17 protein-coding genes are annotated in these 17,624 nt (G+C 62.8%); 12 read left to right on the top strand and 5 right to left on the bottom strand.

All coding sequences use genetic code 11. The features are described 5' to 3' along the window. The first annotated feature begins 45 nt into the window (after nt 1-45). From D6Z43_RS26260 to D6Z43_RS26245, 4 genes are all read left to right on the top strand, one after another. Complete coding sequence (locus tag D6Z43_RS26260) at nt 46-2,451, top strand: GGDEF domain-containing protein (protein ID WP_120654909.1); 2,406 nt, start codon at nt 46-48, stop codon at nt 2,449-2,451. A gap of 219 nt (nt 2,452-2,670) precedes the next feature. Further along, on the top strand, nt 2,671-5,316 hold the full coding sequence (mprF, locus tag D6Z43_RS26255; protein WP_120654908.1) for a bifunctional lysylphosphatidylglycerol flippase/synthetase MprF: 2,646 nt from the start codon (nt 2,671-2,673) through the stop codon (nt 5,314-5,316). A 7-nt stretch (nt 5,317-5,323) separates the two neighbouring features. Then, the gene (locus D6Z43_RS26250; RefSeq protein ID WP_120654907.1) at nt 5,324-6,595 is read left to right on the top strand and encodes a virulence factor family protein; all 1,272 of its coding nucleotides are present in this window, start codon (nt 5,324-5,326) and stop codon (nt 6,593-6,595) included. A 75-nt stretch (nt 6,596-6,670) separates the two neighbouring features. Then, the gene (locus D6Z43_RS26245; protein ID WP_120654906.1) at nt 6,671-7,219 is read left to right on the top strand and encodes a cytochrome b; all 549 of its coding nucleotides are present in this window, start codon (nt 6,671-6,673) and stop codon (nt 7,217-7,219) included. Nucleotides 7,220-7,305: 86 nt separating this feature from the next. On the opposite strand, the gene D6Z43_RS26240 is transcribed toward D6Z43_RS26245, so the two are convergent. Further along, nucleotides 7,306-9,210 carry a potassium transporter Kup gene (locus D6Z43_RS26240; RefSeq protein ID WP_120654905.1) on the bottom strand — a complete coding sequence of 635 codons (1,905 nt, stop codon included), beginning with the start codon at nt 9,208-9,210 and terminating at the stop codon, nt 7,306-7,308. Nucleotides 9,211-9,418: 208 nt separating this feature from the next. On the opposite strand from D6Z43_RS26240, the gene rimO reads away from it, so the two are divergent. From rimO to tsaA, 6 genes are all read left to right on the top strand, one after another. Next, nucleotides 9,419-10,741, top strand: a complete 1,323-nt coding sequence (gene rimO / locus D6Z43_RS26235; RefSeq protein ID WP_120654904.1) for a 30S ribosomal protein S12 methylthiotransferase RimO — start codon at nt 9,419-9,421, stop codon at nt 10,739-10,741. A gap of 120 nt (nt 10,742-10,861) precedes the next feature. After that, a complete protein-coding gene (locus D6Z43_RS26230; protein ID WP_120654903.1) occupies nt 10,862-11,212 on the top strand; it encodes a thiol-disulfide oxidoreductase DCC family protein in 351 nt (116 codons plus the stop codon). Between the two features lie 49 nt (nt 11,213-11,261). Continuing rightward, nucleotides 11,262-11,903 carry a glutathione S-transferase family protein gene (locus D6Z43_RS26225; RefSeq protein WP_120654902.1) on the top strand — a complete coding sequence of 214 codons (642 nt, stop codon included), beginning with the start codon at nt 11,262-11,264 and terminating at the stop codon, nt 11,901-11,903. A 95-nt stretch (nt 11,904-11,998) separates the two neighbouring features. Beyond that, complete coding sequence (locus D6Z43_RS26220) at nt 11,999-12,769, top strand: SDR family oxidoreductase (RefSeq protein ID WP_120654901.1); 771 nt, start codon at nt 11,999-12,001, stop codon at nt 12,767-12,769. A gap of 64 nt (nt 12,770-12,833) precedes the next feature. Beyond that, the gene (locus D6Z43_RS26215) at nt 12,834-13,019 is read left to right on the top strand and encodes a hypothetical protein (RefSeq protein ID WP_120654900.1); all 186 of its coding nucleotides are present in this window, start codon (nt 12,834-12,836) and stop codon (nt 13,017-13,019) included. Nucleotide 13,020: 1 nt separating this feature from the next. After that, nucleotides 13,021-13,713 carry a tRNA (N6-threonylcarbamoyladenosine(37)-N6)-methyltransferase TrmO gene (gene tsaA / locus D6Z43_RS26210; RefSeq protein WP_120654899.1) on the top strand — a complete coding sequence of 231 codons (693 nt, stop codon included), beginning with the start codon at nt 13,021-13,023 and terminating at the stop codon, nt 13,711-13,713. Between the two features lie 134 nt (nt 13,714-13,847). On the opposite strand, the gene D6Z43_RS26205 is transcribed toward tsaA, so the two are convergent. After that, complete coding sequence (locus D6Z43_RS26205) at nt 13,848-14,150, bottom strand: putative quinol monooxygenase (protein WP_120654898.1); 303 nt, start codon at nt 14,148-14,150, stop codon at nt 13,848-13,850. A gap of 60 nt (nt 14,151-14,210) precedes the next feature. Here D6Z43_RS26205 and D6Z43_RS26200 point away from each other — a divergent pair, with 60 nt between their 5' ends. Further along, the gene (locus tag D6Z43_RS26200) at nt 14,211-14,624 is read left to right on the top strand and encodes a VOC family protein (protein WP_120654897.1); all 414 of its coding nucleotides are present in this window, start codon (nt 14,211-14,213) and stop codon (nt 14,622-14,624) included. Nucleotides 14,625-14,682: 58 nt separating this feature from the next. Here D6Z43_RS26200 and fpr read toward each other — a convergent pair whose 3' ends face one another. Beyond that, complete coding sequence (gene fpr / locus D6Z43_RS26195) at nt 14,683-15,462, bottom strand: ferredoxin-NADP reductase (protein WP_120654896.1); 780 nt, start codon at nt 15,460-15,462, stop codon at nt 14,683-14,685. Between the two features lie 132 nt (nt 15,463-15,594). On the opposite strand from fpr, the gene D6Z43_RS26190 reads away from it, so the two are divergent. Further along, entirely contained in the window at nt 15,595-16,521 is a 927-nt protein-coding gene (locus tag D6Z43_RS26190; protein WP_120654895.1) for a LysR family transcriptional regulator, read from the top strand. Nucleotides 16,522-16,524: 3 nt separating this feature from the next. Here the strand turns inward: D6Z43_RS26190 and D6Z43_RS26185 are convergent, their stop codons facing one another. Together D6Z43_RS26185 and erdR are read right to left on the bottom strand one after the other, a co-directional pair. Beyond that, nucleotides 16,525-16,890 (bottom strand): diacylglycerol kinase, encoded by a 366-nt coding sequence (locus D6Z43_RS26185; protein ID WP_077527711.1) that lies wholly within the window; start codon nt 16,888-16,890, stop codon nt 16,525-16,527. Nucleotides 16,891-16,961: 71 nt separating this feature from the next. Further along, nucleotides 16,962-17,612, bottom strand: a complete 651-nt coding sequence (gene erdR / locus D6Z43_RS26180) for a response regulator transcription factor ErdR (RefSeq protein ID WP_120654894.1) — start codon at nt 17,610-17,612, stop codon at nt 16,962-16,964. Nucleotides 17,613-17,624 lie beyond the last annotated feature (12 nt).

Genomic DNA, 17,624 nt, shown 5'->3' with positions numbered 1-17,624 from the left:
ACCTCTATACTTCAAGCGCACCCGTCTACCAGATGGAGGTTGGCCATGGCCGCCTACTGCGCCTCCAGCGAGGAAGTCGAATACCTCAACCGCGCCCTGCGTACGCTGAGCGGCTGCAATCGCGCCCTTCTACGCGCCGAAGACCCGTGTTTCCTGTTCAAGGAAATCTGCCGCGTAGTCGTAGAAGAAGGTGGCTACCGCATGGCCTGGGTCGGTCGCGCCGAGCATGACGAAGCGCAGTCGGTGACTCCCCTGGCGCATGTGGGACTGGATAAAGAATATGTCGACTCGCTAAACATCACCTGGGCCGACCGCGAGCGGGGACAGGGCACCACGGGTACGGCCATCCGCACCGGCACCCCAACTATTACGCGCAATATCCTCACCGACCCCAGGCTCAGCCCTTGGCGGGAAAGCGCGGTAACCCACGGTATCGCCTCGGTCCTGTCTCTACCCCTGCGGGTGGAAGGCCAAATCTTTGGCGCCCTCGCCATCTGTGCCAAAGAACCCGACGCCTTTGGCGAACGCGAACTGGAACTGCTCAGCGAAGCCGCCGATGACTTGGCCTTCGGCCTCCAGGCACTGCGCAGCAAGGCCCACCGCCGACAGGCCGAACTCCAGGTGGAAGCCCTCAATCGCGCCCTGACGACTCGCGTGGCGGTCAACCATGCGGTGATCCACGCTGCTAGCGAAACCCCGCTGCTGGCAGATATCTGCCGGGTCCTGGTGGATGAATGCGGTTATTGCCAGGCCTGGGTCGACTATCGCCAAGACGATCCGGCGCATCCATATAAGGTGATGGCATGCCACGCCGCTAATGGCATCTGCCAGGGATGGGGCGCCGGCAGCCATGACCGAAACTTCCATGGCGAACTGGAGCAGGCGCTGCTCGCCGGCAGTCCGTTGGTAATGCGTGACCTGCTCAATGATTCCGCCGCGGCACTGCATGAGGAAGCCCTGGAGCTTGGTTTCTCCGGCGCACTGGCACTCCCCCTTCACGTGGAAGAAAAACCCATCGGCATGCTGGTGATCATGGCCGCCAGCGCCGATGCCTTCGATGAAAAGGAAGTGGAACTGCTCCTGGCCATGGCCAACGATCTGGGTTTCGGCATCGCCACGCTGCGCACCCGATCCCGCGCCCTGGAAGCCGAAGCGACCATCCGCAGGATGGCCTATGAAGACGCGCTGACCGGCCTGCCCAACAGGGTACGCCTGCACGAGCTGCTGGACACCGCCATCGCCACTGCCCGCCAGGAACGCCGCCCCTTTGGCCTGCTGCACCTGGAAATCGCGCGCAACCAGGAGATCAACGAGACCCTCGGCTATCGCGAAGGCGACCGCCTGCAGATCGAGATCGCGTCCCGCCTGAAGCAGGTGGTGGGGCCGGAACGAACCGTGGCAAGAATGGGTGAGTGTGAATTCGCTGTGCTAATGCCCAATAGCGGTGCCGAGCACGCCTCGCAATTGGCCAAGCAGATTCTCACCGCGCTGTACGACCCGGTGGAGCTTTCCGGCCTCTATCTGGAAGCCCGCGCCAGCATCGGCATTGCTCTCTACCCCGGCCACGGCACGGCGCCAGAAGCGCTGATCCGCCGCTCTGGCAGTGCCATGGAACAGGCCAAGCGCTCCAATGCGGGCTTCGCGGTGTTCCAGGGCGGACTCGATCAGGAATGCGCCCAGCACCTGACGCTGATGGGCGACCTGCGCCGCGCCATCGATCGCAACGAACTGCTGCTCTACTACCAACCCAAAGTGGATATCGCCAGCAATCGCGTTTGTGGCACTGAGGCCCTGGTGCGCTGGCGCCATCCGCAACACGGCATGCTGCCTCCGGACGAATTCGTCCGCCTTGCGGAGAACACCGGCCTGATCACCCCGCTGACCCTCTGGGTGCTGGATACCGCCCTGGGCCAACGATATGCCTGGCATGAGGAGGGCGATGAACGACCGATATCGGTCAATCTCTCCGCCCACGACCTGCGAGACCCTCGCCTGCTGGAGCGCATCAAGGGCTCCTTCGCCACCTGGGGCGCCAAGCCCCACTGGATCGAGTTCGAGCTGACCGAAAGCGCACTGATGGAAGACCCGGTTGCCTCGATGCAAACCCTCAGCGCACTCAAGGAACTGGACGCCCACCTGACCATTGACGACTTCGGCACCGGTTACTCGTCCCTTGCCTATCTGCAGAGACTGCCGGTGGATTCGCTGAAGATCGACCAGTCCTTCGTGACCGCCATGACCAGCAACGACGGTTCGGCGAAGATCGTTCGCTCCATCATCGAGCTAGCGCATAACCTGGATTTGACGGTCGTCGCCGAAGGGGTCGAAGACCAGCTGACCTTCAACCAGCTCGGCCAGTACGGCTGCGATATCGCCCAGGGCTACAAGATCAGCCAGCCGATCCCTGCCGATCAGTTCCGCGATTGGGAGACCCGCTCGGTCTGGCATTGACCGGCGGGGCCTCCGGCCGCGACAAATTGCCGCTCGCCTCCTGTCCTCCCCGAATCCCCGCTACAGCCGCCCTCCCGCGCTCGCCTAGACTTGGCGCTACACCCGGCTGTCCCACGTGTTTCCGTGCGGCCCTGCCGGCCATGAAAAAAGTTCTGCCAGACACTTGGAACTTGCTGTCGGCGCCCACACACAGTGGCGCACATTGCCTAGAGGTGCTTGATGCGCGCCAACACTCCGCCAGCGGAAAACCCGGCCAACGGCCCACTCAACGAAGAACCCGCCCCGCTACGCTGGCTGGATGGCCTCACGGCTTATCGGCAGTGGATCGTCGTCGCGTTCACCCTGCTGGTCTTCGTCCTCGGCCTGCTGGCGTGCTGGCACCTGCTGCGAGAACTGGACCCCGATGCATTGCGTGGTGCCATCCATGACGTCCCTGGCACCAGCCTGCTGTTGGCCCTGGGTGCCACCGCAGTCAGTTTCATCGCCTACATCGGCTACGAGTGGTCCGGCTGCCGCTTCGCCGGAGTGCACCTGCCCTTGCAGCGCATGGCACTCGGCAGCTTCTGTGCGTCAGGGGTCGGCAATGCCGTTGGCTTGTCCATGCTCACCGGCGGCTCGGTGCGCTTTCGCCTCTACGGGCGCAACGATCTCGGCGCAGGCGACATCGCCCGCATCACCCTGTTCGCCAGCCTGGCCCTGGGTTCTGCACTCCCCCCCCTGGCCGCCCTTGCCGCACTGAGCGCCCCGGCTGCCGCCTCCCTTGCCCTGGGCCTGCCGAAAAACCTGGTGATCATCCTTGCGATGGGTGTATTGCTGGCCAGTGGCGGACTCATCCTCTGGATTTCGCGACACCGTGCAGCAGAGCCGCCAGTGCCCGGCTGTATCGACCTGCCTCTGGGCAATCGCAGCGTGCGCCTGCCGGGTCTGCGTCTATCGGCACTGCAGTTGCTGATCACGGTGGTGGACGTCTGTGCCGCAGCCTGCGTGCTCTATGTCCTGCTGCCGGAAGCGCCGCCCCTCGGTGCATTCCTGCTGGTGTACATGCTCGCCCTGGCCGCTGGCGTGCTCAGCCATGTACCCGGCGGAGTCGGTGTATTCGAGGCTGTGCTGCTGGCAGCCTTCGCTGGCCAGTTGGGCGCAGCACCACTGGCAGCCGCACTGCTCCTCTACCGTTTGATCTATGTCGGCCTGCCACTGGTGCTGGCTTGCCTGTTGTTGCTCGCCAATGAGGCCCAACGCCTGTTCCCCGCTAGTCGCCAGGCCCTTCGCGCCGCTTCAGGCCTTGCAGCGCCGGTACTTTCGCTACTGGTGTTTCTGAGCGGCGTGGTGCTGCTGTTCTCCGGCGTCACCCCGGCAGCCGACGTCCGCCTGGAGCACCTTAGCTTCCTCATTCCCCATCGCTTGATCGATGCCTCGCACCTGGTCGCCAGCCTTGTCGGCGTGCTCTGCCTGTTGCTGGCCCACGGCCTGAGGCACCGCCTGTCGGCGGCCTGGGCGTTGACCGTGGTGCTGCTGCTGACGGGTGCCGGGATGTCACTGCTCAAGGGCTTCGACTGGGAAGAAGCCAGCCTGCTGACCATGACGGCCGTGCTGCTGGCCATCTTCCGTACCGCCTTCTACCGCCCCAGCCGCCTGCTGGAGATGCCCTTCTCGCCGCTCAACCTGGCAGCCAGTGCCTGCGTACTTCTGGCGGCGATCTGGGTGATGTTCTTCGCCTTCCAGGACGTGCCCTACAGCCATGAACTCTGGTGGCAGTTCGAAGTGGATGGCGATGCGCCCCGCGCACTTCGCGCCTCCCTGGCCAGTGGCGTGCTGCTGGCCGGTATCGCCCTGGCCTGGCTGTTGCGCCCAGTGCCGCCGACCATCCACGAGCCCACTGACGAAGAACTGCGGCGCGCCGCAGACGTGATCCGTGCCTCCGACCAGCCCGACGGCGGTCTGGTGCTGACCGGCGACAAGGCCCTGCTGTTCCATCCGCAAGGCGACGCGTTCCTCATGTACGCCCGCCGTGGCCGTAGCCTGGTCGCCCTGTTCGACCCCATCGGCCCGGCGCACCGGCGCGCCGAGTTGATCTGGCAGTTCCGCGACCTGTGCGACCACCATCATGCGAGGCCGGTGTTCTACCAGGTTCGCGCAGAAAACCTGCCCTACTACATGGACATTGGCCTGTCGGCGCTGAAGCTGGGCGAGGAAGCGCGCGTCGACTTGCCCCGCTTCGACCTGGAAGCCAAGAACAAGGCCATGAAGGACCTGCGCTACACCCTGAGCCGTGGCCAGCGCGACGGCCTCAGCCTGCAGATCTACGAAGTCGGAACCGCGCCGCTCGACCAGCTCCAGTCCATTTCCGAAGCCTGGATGCAAGGCAAACAGGCACGAGAGAAAGGCTTCTCGCTCGGTCGCTTCGACCCGGACTACCTGAACCACTTCCGCATCGCCACCATTCAGTTCGAGGGCAAGCCGGTGGCCTTCGCCAACCTGCTGGAAACCGAAGGCAACATTCTCTCCAGCATCGACCTGATGCGCGTTCACCCTCACGCACCCAAGCTGACCATGGAGTTCCTCATGCTCAGCCTGTTGTTGCACTACAAGGAGCGCGGCCATGCCCGATTCAGCCTGGGCATGGTCCCGCTGGCCGGCCTGCAACCGCGCCGCGGTGCACCTCTGACCCAGCGCCTCGGCGCCCTCATTTTCCGCCGTGGCGAGCAGTTCTATAACTTCCAGGGCCTGCGTCGCTTCAAGGAAAAATTCCAGCCCGACTGGGAACCGCGCTACATGGCGGTGCCCGCTGGCCTCGACCCGCTGGTGGCACTGGCCGATACCGCAGCCCTGATCGCGGGCGGTTTCACAGGTTTGGTAAAACGCTGAGGTGCTCATGCTCAAGCGCAATTGGCGGCGCCTGCTGCTGATCCTGGTTCTCGCCCTGGTCGGTACCGCCCTGTTGATCTGGAGCCGCCCAGCGCCCCAAGCCCGGCTGGATCACCTGAAATCGCCGGACGGCAGTGCCATGACCCTGGCCAGCCCGGCTGGCGCCCTACAGCACCGCGTCCTGTTGCTGGCCAGCGGCGACCAGCGCCTGGCCGACACCGACCTGCTGGCCCTGGCCCGCGGCGGTAATGCCCGCCTGCTGCAAGTGGACTTGCCGGAGAAAAATTGCGCGGCGCAGCAGCAGCGTCTGCAGCAGGCCCGTAACACCCTCGGCGGCGAACCTGATCTGGTGGCAGGGATCGGCCCGGGGGCCTCCTTCGCCTGGCGTTGGCTGGCCGGCCAGGGCGATGACAACGCCCAGGCCGTGTCCATCGACTTCAGCCTGGACACCCCGGACTGCCCCGCCGCCCTGCCCAACCAGGCTCCCCACGGCCACTGGCTGGCTGCATGGAACGACAACCCGGACGACCCTAGCGCCGCATTCGCACGCAACCAGGCCAACGCCGAAACCCTGATCAGCGACTACGACACCAGCCTCGTGCAATTGCTCCAGCAGCGCCTCGCCAGCCTGCTGCAAGGCCAGGGCGAGCCGTTGCCGGTCGTGGAAGTGCCAGCGGCCAAACCCGTCGAAACCGTCACCCTGTTCTATTCCGGTGACGGCGGCTGGCGCGACCTGGATCGCGCCGTGGCGGACGAAATGGCCAAGCGTGGCCACTCAGTGGTCGGCATCGATTCACTGCGCTACTTCTGGCAGCACAAGAGCCCGGAACAGGGCGCCGCCGATCTCAGCCGACTGATGAAGCAATACCGCGAAAAGTGGGGCGCCAAGCGCTTCGTGTTGGCGGGCTACTCGTTTGGCGCCGACGTGCTACCGGCCTTCTACAACCGTCTGCCCAAGGCCGACCAGGACCAGGTGGACGCCATCCTGCTGCTGGCCCTGGCGCGCAGCGGCAGCTTCGAAATCGAAGTACAAGGCTGGCTCGGCAAAGCCGGCCAGGAAGCCGCCACCGCTCCGGAACTGGCCAGGTTGCCTGCAGCCAAGGTGCTGTGCGTGTTCGGCAAGGACGAAGCCAATGAAAGCGGATGCACCCAACCGGGCGCCGTCAGGGAAAATCTGGAGCTTCCGGGTGGCCACCATTACGACGAGAAATATCCGGCATTGGCGGAGAAACTGCTGGCAGCAGTAGAGAAACGGCAGGATTCCCTGGCCAGGGATTGATCTGGGTTCAGATTCGCTTAAGGCAAGGCGACTATTCTCTTCGGCTGTTTCGCATAACGAGAAAGAGGAACCGTGATGAGTCTCAAGAACACACCCGCCCGCTATGGGAGCCTGTCCATCGCCCTGCACTGGCTGATGCTGGTACTGATCGCCGCCGTGTATGCCTGCATCGAGCTGAAGGGCAACTTTCCCAAAGGCAGCGAAGCCCGCGAACTTCTCAAGCACTGGCACTTCATGCTCGGCCTGGCAGTGCTCTTCCTGGTCGGGCTGCGCCTGATCGGACGAATGACTTCCCCAACCCCGGCCATCGAACCCGCACCGGCAAGCTGGCAGAACGCCCTCTCCAAGCTGATGCACCTGGCGCTCTACGCCCTGATGATCGGTGCCCCCCTGGCCGGTTGGCTGATCCTCAGCGCCGCAGGCAAGCCCATCCCCTTCTTCGGCCTGGAACTGCCGGCACTGATTGGCCCGAACAAGGAACTGGCCGGCCAGATCAAGGAGCTCCACGAGTTGGCGGGCACCGCCGGCTACTGGCTGATCGGCCTACACGCCGTGGCCGCGCTGTTCCACCACTATGTGAGCCGGGACAACACCCTGGCGCGTATGTTGCCAGGCAAGAGCTGATACCAGGCTCCCAGCAGGGTGCGCCGCGCGCACCGGAAGCATCGCGCGATGTTCCGGTGCGCATGACGCACCCTACTTGCAAGGTTTCAAATTTCCACCTGCGTCCCCAGCTCGATCACCCGGTTCAGCGGCAGGTTGAAGTACTTCAGGTTGCTGTTGGCGTTCTTCAGCAGGAAGGCGAAAAGCGCCTCCCGCCAACGCGCCATGCCAATGCGCTTAGTGGGAATCACCGTCTCGCGACTGAGGAAGTAGGTGGTGCTCATCGGGCTGAAATCCAGCTCATTGAGGTGACAGAGCTTCAGCGCCGCCGGCACGTCCGGTTCTTCGATGAAACCGAAGTGCAGGATCACCCGGAAGAAACCATCGCCGTAGGCGTCCACCTCGAAACGCCGATCTGGCGCCACCCGCGGCGTGTCCTCGCTGATAACCGTCAGTAGCACTACCTGCCCATGCAGCACCTGGTTGTGCAGCAGGTTGTGCAACAGCGCGTGGGGCACGGCGTCCGTCCGCGCGGTGAGGAACACGGCAGTACCCTGCACCCGATGGGGCGGCTGCGAACGGATGCTGGCGATGAACAGCGGCAATGGCAACGCGGTTTCGTCCAGGCGCTCGACCACGATCTGCTTGCCACGCTTCCAGGTGGTCATCAGGATGAACAAGGCAGTACCGGCAACAACCGGGAAGGCACCACCCTGGAGGATCTTCGGCACGTTGGCGGCGAAGAACAGGCTATCGACGAAGAGAAAGCCGAGCAGCACCGGAACCGCCAGCCACCAGGGCGTTTTCCACAGCAGCAGCATCACCACGGACACCAACAGGGTGGTGATCAGCATGGTCCCCGTCACCGCCACGCCGTACGCCGAGGCCAGCGCCCCAGACGACTCGAAGCCCAGCACCAGCAGCACAACGCCCACCATCAACGCCCAGTTCACGGCGCCGATATAGATCTGTCCCTGCTCCTGCTGCGACGTGTGCTGCACGAACATGCGTGGTATGTACCCCAGCTGCATGGCCTGATGAGTCAGGGAGAATGCTCCGGATATCACCGCCTGGGACGCGATCACGGTGGCCAGGGTAGACAGCAGCACCATGGGCAGCAGCGCCCAGCCCGGTGCCAATAAGTAGAAAGGGTTTCGCGCCGCGTTGGCATCACCAAGGATCGCCGCACCCTGGCCGAAGTAGTTCAGCACCAGCCCCGGTAGCACCAGGAAGAACCAGGCGCGGGCGATAGGTTTGCGGCCAAAGTGACCCATATCGGCGTAGAGCGCCTCGGCCCCGGTCAGGGCCAGCACCACCGCCCCGAGAATGGCCACGCCGACGGCCGGATGGGTAATGAAGAAATGTACGCACCAGTATGGGTTTATCGCCTTGAGCACTTCGGGCTGCTGGAGTATCCCGTAGAGCCCGAGGGCACCCAGCACGCTGAACCAGAGCACCATGATCGGCCCGAAGAAAATCCCGATCCGCGCGGTGCCGTGTTTCTGGATCAGAAACAGCCCTACCAGCACGATCAACGATAGCGGCACCACCCAGTGGCTGATGCCATCGAACGCCAGATCGAGGCCCTCGATAGCCGAGAGAACCGAGATTGCCGGGGTGATCATGCTGTCGCCATAGAACAGCGCCGTGCCAAACAGGCCGAGCAGCAACACCGCCAGTTTCAGCCTGGGGTATGACCTGGCGGCACGCTGGGCCAGGGCGGTCAACGCCATGGCGCCGCCTTCCCCGTCGTTATCGGCGCGCAGCACGAACAGCATGTACTTGATCGAGACCACCCAGATCAGCGACCAGAAGATCAGTGAAAGTACCCCCAGAACCCCGTCATGGTTGACCTGGACTCCATACTGTTCGGAAAACACTTCCTTGAGGGTGTACAGCGGGCTGGTGCCGATATCGCCGTAGACCACTCCCGCTGCGGCGACCAGCATGCCGAGGCCGGAAGCCGTATGTCCGGCGTGCTGCTCGGCAGGTTGCGTGATGCTCTCGCTCATCTGAACCTTCCTGTTGATGACTGTTGCCGCGCATCATTTGAGAAGCCTTCCCGGCAATGAGAAGCATCCCACTCATCCCTCACCAGTTTCCTAAAGGCTAGCCGCGAAATGACAACAGATGAGGGTGGAAATGGTCCGCGCCTGCCGCTAGAATTGCGCACTTTTTGATCAGAGGCGCCCTCCCGAGCGCCCATCGAGGTTAGCCGCAATGTCCACCGCTACTCCAAAAGTCGGATTCGTCAGCCTGGGTTGCCCAAAGGCCACTGTCGACTCCGAACGCATCCTCACCCAGCTGCGCATGGAAGGCTACGAGATCGTGCCGACCTACCAGGATGCCGACGTAGTAGTGGTAAACACCTGCGGTTTCATCGACAGCGCCAAGGCCGAATCCCTGGACGCCATCGGTGAAGCCATCGCAGAGAACGGCAAGGTGATCGTCACCGGTTGCATGGGTGTTTCCGAAGACTCCATTCGTGACGTGCACCCGAGCGTACTGGCCGTGACCGGTCCTCAGCAGTACGAGCAAGTGGTCAGTGCCGTGCACGAGGTGATTCCGCCAAAGGCCGACCACGACCCCTTCGTCGACCTGGTACCGCCCCAGGGCATCAAGCTGACCCCGCGTCACTACGCCTACCTGAAGATTTCCGAAGGCTGCAACCACAGCTGCAGCTTCTGCATCATCCCCTCCATGCGCGGCCGCCTGGTCAGCCGCCCTGTAGGCGATGTGCTCTCCGAGGCCGAGCGCCTGGTCAAGGCCGGCGTGAAGGAACTGCTGGTGATCTCCCAGGACACCAGCGCCTACGGCGTCGACCTCAAGTACAAACTGGACTTCTGGAACGGTCAGCCGGTGAAGACCCGCATGCTGGAGCTGTGCGAAGCCCTGTCCGCCATGGGGGTCTGGGTCCGTCTGCACTACGTCTATCCGTACCCCAACGTGGATGACGTGATCCCGCTGATGGCCGAGGGAAAACTGCTGCCCTACCTGGACATCCCCTTCCAGCACGCCAGCCCGAAAGTGCTCAAGTCGATGAAGCGTCCGGCCTTCGAGGACAAGACCCTGGCCCGCATCAAGAAGTGGCGCGAGATCTGCCCGGACCTGACCATCCGCTCCACCTTCATCGTCGGCTTCCCCGGCGAAACCGAGGAAGACTTCCAGTACCTTCTGGACTGGCTGACCGAAGCCCAGCTGGATCGCGTCGGCTGCTTCCAGTACTCCCCCGTGGACGGCGCACCGGCCAACGACCTCGGCCTGGAGCCGGTACCGGACGACGTGAAGCAGGACCGCTGGGAGCGTTTCATGGCGCACCAGCAGGCTATTTCCACCGCTCGCCTGCAGCTGAAGATTGGCCGGGAAATGGACGTGCTGATCGACGAGGTGGACGACGAAGGCGCCGTGGCCCGTTCCTGGGCGGACGCGCCGGAAATCGATGGCAGCGTGTTCATCGAATCCACCAGCGTGAAGCCGGGCGACAAGGTCCGCGTACGCATCGTCGACGCCGACGAGTACGACATGTGGGCCGAGCTGGTCTGAGTCGATAGATGAATGAAAGGGCCCCGCTGATGCGGGGCTTTTTCTTTTGGGCAAACTCACGCGCCCTATTAGTCGTAGGATGTGGTTGAGCGCAGCGACACCCATCACCGGAGCCTGACCATGCTCAAGGTCTTCTACGACGGCGCCTGTCCTCGCTGTAATGCCGATCGCCACTGGTACGAATCCCTTCCAAGGGCCGCCGAAGGTGTGGAATGGATCGACATCACCGGCCGCGACGCAGAACTGCGCACCCTTGGTATCGACCCCTACCTCGCGCTCACCGAACTCCATGTCCAGGATGAAGCCGGCCGAGTTCACCGCGAACTGGACGCCTACATCCTCCTGCTCGCCCGTGTTCCCAGACTGGCGCCGCTGGCCTGGCTGATCGGCCTGCCGCTCATCAAACCACTTCTGTCACTGGCTTACCGCCACTGGGTACTGCGCCGTCTGCGCCGGGACGGCAGGCTCTAGGGGCACCGTCTAGACTCGCTTCATCCATGGAACACGCGGAACCAGAACAATGACTACCGAGAACCGCCAGGTAACCCTCTACCACTGCCCCTACACCCGATCCACGGGTGCGCTGACCCTGCTGGAAGAACTGGGCGTGGAGTACAACCTCCATGTGATGAATATGAAGACAGGCGAACAGCGCAAGCCCGAGTTTCTCGCCATCAACCCCATGGGCAAGGTGCCCACCATCACCCATGGCGATGCGGTAGTCACCGAGCAGGTTTCGGTCTACCTCTATCTCGCCGATATATATCCAGAAGCCAAGCTGGCGCCAACGCTGGGCGATCCATTGCGCGGGCCTTATCTGCGCTGGATGGTGTTCTACGGCTCGTGCTTCGAACCGGCTGTGGTGGATCGTGTGCAGAAGCGCGAGCCGATTCCAGAATCGCGCTCGCCATACGGCGATTTCGACAGCGTCATGAAGACCTTGCTCGGCCAGTTGAAGGACGGCCCCTGGCTACTGGGTGAACAGTTCACCGCCGCCGATGTGCTCTGGGGCAGCGCGTTGAACTGGACGACCCAGTTCGGCCTGATCCCGGAAGTTCCGGCGATCAAGGACTACATCGCACGCTTCATCGAACGTCCGGCCTACAAGCGAGCCTTGGCCAAGGATGCCGAATTGGCTGCTTCCCAGGCGGCTCCGGCGTGACAATGCCGCCTCATTCCGCACCTCGATAATGCCCCCGCCCCGGCCATGCCGGGGCTAGGGTATGGGCCTTTCCCGGCTCACTCGCGAGGTTCGCTATGCCCCCCTATTTCAGTCTTCAGGGCCGCACCGCCCTGGTCACCGGTGGTACCCGTGGCATCGGACGGATGATCGCCCAGGGCTTTCTCGAGGCAGGTGCCCGCGTCTTCATTTGCGCCCGTGATGCCGAAGCCTGTCGTGAAACTGCAGCCGAACTCTCCGTCTACGGCGAATGCCAAGGCCTTGCCGCGGACCTCTCTAGCGAGGAAGGGGCCAGGGACCTGGCTGCTGCGCTGGCGCAACGCACGGAACAACTGGACATCCTGGTGAACAACGCCGGCACAACCTGGGGCGCGCCCTTGGAAAGTTATCCGGCAAAAGGCTGGGAGAAGGTCATGCAGCTCAACGTCACCTCCGTGTTCAGTTGTATCCAGCAGCTACTGCCCTTGCTGCGCAAGGCTGGCAGCGAAGCGAGCCCGGCCCGGGTGATCAATATCGGGTCGGTCGCGGGCATCACCTCCCATGGCGAGGAAGCCTACGCCTATGGCCCGAGCAAGGCTGCTCTGCATCAGCTGTCGCGAATGCTGGCGCGGGAACTGGTGGCGGAACACATCAACGTCAATGTGATCGCCCCTGGTCGCTTCCCCAGCAAGATGACCCGTTTCATCGCCAACGACCCGGAAGCCATGGCGCGCGATACCGCGCTGATTCCGATGAAGCGCTGGGGCCGGGGTGAAGAGATGGCGGCATTGGCTATCAGCCTGGCCAGCACCGCCGGGGCCTACATGACCGGTGCCATCATCCCCATCGACGGCGGTTTCCACCTGTAACCGGTCTATTGCGCGGCGCCCGGAGCGGCGCTAGGGTAGCCGCGCACGTCACCGGAATTACCCCATGCGCCTCACGCTCCTCACCTTGCTGCTCACTCTGGCCACCCCGAGTTTCGCCGCGCCGTCTCCCTTCTTCATCTGGCAAAGCAAGCTCGATGGTGCCCTGACCTGCGCCCAGACCAGTCCGGGCGAAGGCTGGCAGCGCCTCGGTGGAGCTTTCCGCGACGCCGGCTGCCGCGTTCCTTACTGATATGCAGCACAACATTTCGCCGGTCGGCTACGTCCGTTCCTGCTTCAAGGAAAAATTCGCCATCCCCCGCCAGCCGCATCTGGCCCCTGCGGCCCGGGGCGTGCTGGAGCTTACGCCGCCTTTCGACACTGGCGATGCCGTGGCCGGCCTGGAGCAGGTCAGCCATGTCTGGCTGCTGTTCCTCTTCCACCAGGCACTGGAAGACAAGCCGCGCCTGAAGGTGCGTCCGCCACGGCTTGGCGGCAACCAGTCCATCGGCGTCTTTGCCAGTCGCTCCACCTACCGGCCCAACGGCATTGGTCAGTCGGTGGTGAAGCTGGAAAAGGTGGAGGCCGGCCGACTCTGGCTATCCGGGATCGACCTGCTGGACGGCACTCCGGTAATCGACATCAAACCCTATGTGCCCTACGCCGATTGCCAGGATGGCGCGCTGAATGCCATCGCCGACGCTGCACCTGAACTCATTCCAGTGGAATGGGAGCCAACCGCCCTGCTCCAGGCCCATGAGCACGGCCAGCGCCTGGGTGAGCCCCTGACCGAATTGATCGAACAGTGCCTCGCCCAGGACCCACGCCCGGCCTATCAGAAGCCTGAGCCCGAACGCCGCTACGGCACCCGGCTGTGGGACGTGGATGTGCGCTGGCACTACCCGGAACCCGGACGGATTCGCGTGCTGGAAATCGCGCAAGGTTGAAACTGTGGGAGCGATTTGGATCGCGAATGAACTCGCTCCCACAGTTTCGTGAATCACTTCTTCGATCCACCAATGACGCTCGACAGCAACGGTGGTGGGAATGAAGGGCGATTGCCACCCTTCAGACGCAGGAATCAGCGAGCGGCGTTGAACGCCAGGGAATCCGCTTCGATGCAATCCTGTTCGAGTATCAGAGGCTCCACCAGCGGCCGGCTGGCGAGGAAGTGCGGGGTCAGCATATGCGCCTCGAAGGCGGCTTCGTCGGTATAGACCTCGTAGAGCCAGATCAGGTCGGGGTCGCTGCGATCCTGCAGCACATCGAACACCAGACAACCGGGCTCGACTCGTACCGACGCAGCGGCGTTGATGCGCATGGCATCCATGAAGGCGTCCAGGCTACCGGGACGCAGGCGGGTCTTGAGAAGAAGGCAGTACACGTTGAACTCCGTTTTGTCTTATATTTACAAAAAATTGTATACAAAAACGGAGTCAAAGAAATGCCCAGCCGTCCAAGTCGCCTCAATGGCCTGCGCCATATCGCCATCGTCGTGCCCAATCTGGAAGAGTGCGAACGCTTCTACGTGGACGTACTGGGCATGGAAGTCCTCAACCGCGCCAACGAGGACCTGGTTTACCTAACCTGCGGTAACGACAATCTCTCCCTCGGCCGAGCCTTTGCTCCCAGTAGCGGCATGCAGGCGGTGGATCACTACGGCTTCGTGGTGGACAGCCTTGACGAGCTGGAGGCCTGGTTCCAGTACCTCAAGGCTCATGGCGTGACCATGCTTGACCGTCCCTTCGCCCATGGCGACGGCGCCTACAGCTTCCATGTGCTGGACCCGGCGGGGAACAAGATCCAGCCGATCTACCACCCGGCTATCTCCGGGCAGCGCTTCAGTTCCCCGGTCTGATTCTCCGGAAACGACAAAGCCCGCCAATTGGCGGGCTTTGTTCTGGAGCTGTCGAGGCTTACTTCTCTACGAAGGCGCGCTCGATCAGGTAGTCACCCGGCTCACGCATGCGTGCGGAGATCTTCAGGCCGAAGCTGTCGAGCACTTCGCTGGTCTCGTCGAGCATGCTCGGGCTGCCGCAGATCATCGCGCGGTCGTCCTGCGGGTTGATCGGCGGCAGGCCGATGTCCTCGAACAGCTTGCCGCTGCGCATCAGGTCGGTCAGGCGGCCCTGGTTCTCGAACGGCTCGCGGGTCACGGTGGGGTAGTAGATCAGCTTGTCTTTCACCGCCTCACCGAAGAACTCGTTCTTCGGCAGGTGCTCGGTGATGAACTCGCGGTAGGCAACTTCGTTCACGTAGCGCACGCCGTGCACAAGGATGACCTTCTCGAAACGCTCGTAGGTTTCCGGGTCCTGGATCACGCTCATGAAGGGGGCGAGGCCGGTGCCAGTGCTCAGCAGGTAGAGGTGCTTACCGGGGTTCAGGTCATCGAGGACCAGGGTGCCGGTGGGCTTCTTGCTGATAATGATCTCGTCGCCTTCCTTGAGGTGCTGCAGCTGGGAGGTCAGCGGACCATCCGGCACCTTGATGCTGAAGAACTCAAGGTGCTCTTCCCAGTTCGGGCTGGCGATGGAATAGGCGCGCATCAGCGGACGGCCGCTGGGCTGTTGCAGGCCGATCATGACGAACTGCCCGTTCTCGAAGCGCAGGCCCGGGTCGCGGGTGCACTTGAAGCTGAACAGCGTGTCGTTCCAGTGATGAACGCTGAGGATGCGTTCGGAGTTCATGTTGCTCATTTACGGGGCTCCGAAAGTTTGGGAAGTCGCCAGCGCCGCACTGGTCAGGGGGCGCAATTGCGCGACATTGTAATGACCGCCACAATATCTGTTAACTGAATTATCAAGATATAGGTTATCGGTTATATAGATATGCGATTTACTCTCAGACAGATCCAGGTCTATGTCGCCGTCGCCCAACAGGAAAGCGTCTCCCGTGCTGCGGAGCAGTTGTCGCTCTCCCAGTCGGCAACCAGTACCTCACTAACTGAACTGGAGCGCCAATCCGGCTGCCAGCTGTTCGATCGGGCCGGCAAGCGCCTCAGCCTCAGTGCCCTCGGTCGCCAGTTGTTGCCCCAGGCCGTCGCCCTGCTGGACCAGGCACGAGAGATCGAGGATCTACTCAATGGCAAGACTGGCTTCGGCTCCCTTGATGTCGGCGCCACACTCACCGTGGGTAACTATCTCGCCACACTGTTGATAGGCGCCTTCATGCAACGCCACCCGGAATGTCGCGTGAGCCTGCACGTGCAGAACACGGCGAATATCGTCCAGCAGATTGCCTTGTACGAACTTGATCTGGGTCTAATCGAAGGTGACTGTCAGCACCCGGATATCGAAGTCGTACCCTGGGTGGAGGATGAGTTGGTGGTGTTCTGCGCACCGCGGCATCCACTGGCAGCCAAGGGCCAGGCGAGCATGGAAGAACTCAGCCGCGAGGCCTGGATCCTTCGAGAACGGGGCTCAGGCACACGGCTGACCTTCGACCAGGCCATGCGTCATCACCCTACCCCGCTGAACATACGGCTTGAGCTTGAGCACACCGAGGCGATCAAGCGCGCGGTGGAGTCTGGGCTGGGCATAAGCTGCATCTCGCGGCTGGCCCTGCGCGATGCCTTCCGCCGTGGCAGCCTGGTGCCGCTGGAAACCCCGGGCATCGATTTGCGCCGGCAGTTCTACTTCATCTGGCACCGGCAGAAGTACCAGACAGCGGCCATGCGCGAGTTTCTCGACCAGTGCAGGGCATTGACCGCTGGCGTGAACCGAAGCGACGAGATCGTGCTACCACCGATAGCCTGAGGATTACCCGAGGAGGATCGTGGCCCAGACGGCGGTGATCAGGGTCAACGCCGTGAACTGAGCCGCACTGCCCATATCCTTGGCGTTCTTCGACAGCGGATGGCGCTCGAGCGAGATGCGGTCGATGGCCGCTTCCACCGCCGAGTTCAACAGTTCGACAATCAGCGCCAACAGGCACGCGCCAATCATCAGGGCGCGTTCGCCACGACTGACATCGAGAAAGAAGGACAGCGGGATCAGTACCACATTGAGCAATACCAGCTGGCGGAAGGCAGCTTCGCCAGTGAAGGCGGCACGCAGGCCGTCGAAGGAATAGCCGGCGGCATTGAGGATGCGTTTGAGGCCAGTCTGGCCTTTGAATGGCGACATAGGAGAAGGGGCTTTAGAAAGGAGCGCGCAGCCTAACGCAACGCGCTTCAAATTTGCGTGAAATGCCGAACTCAGGCCGAAGGAATCGATTCCATCTGTTGCAGCAGCAGTGCAGCCTGGGTTCGCGTACGTACATTGAGCTTGCGGAAGATGGCCGTTACGTGGGCCTTCACCGTAGCTTCGGAGACATGCAGCTCGAATGCGATCTGCTTGTTCAACAGCCCTTCGCAGACCATGGTCAGTACGCGGAACTGCTGAGGCGTCAGGCTGGCGAGGCCTTCACTGGCCGCCTTGGCCTCATCGGACAGGGCCTGGGCCTCCTGGAGCTGGGGCGGCCACCAGGCGTCGCCATCGAGCACCGCGCGCACCGCGTTCTGGATCACTTCCAGTGGACTGGACTTGGGAATGAAGCCGCTCGCACCGAACTCACGCGAACGTGCGACTACCGCGGCCTCTTCCTGTGCAGAGATCATTACGACGGGAATCTGTGGGTACTGGCCACGCAATAACACCAGTCCGGAAAAGCCATAGGCGCCTGGCATGTTCAGATCGAGCAGGACCAGGTCCCAGTCGGCGCGCTCGCCCAGACGGGTCTCGAGTTCGGCAATGCTCGCCGCTTCCACCAGCCGTACATCAGGCCCGAGGCCCAGGGTCAGGGCTTGCTGCAAGGCGCTGCGAAACAGCGGGTGGTCATCGGCGATGAGAATTTCGTATGAGGCCATGGGCATGTCCTT

Source organism: Pseudomonas sp. DY-1, from assembly GCF_003626975.1.
GTDB lineage: Bacteria > Pseudomonadota > Gammaproteobacteria > Pseudomonadales > Pseudomonadaceae > Metapseudomonas.
The sequence above is the reverse complement of the archived record's forward strand: the minus strand, read 5'-3'. Positions and strand labels throughout refer to the sequence as shown.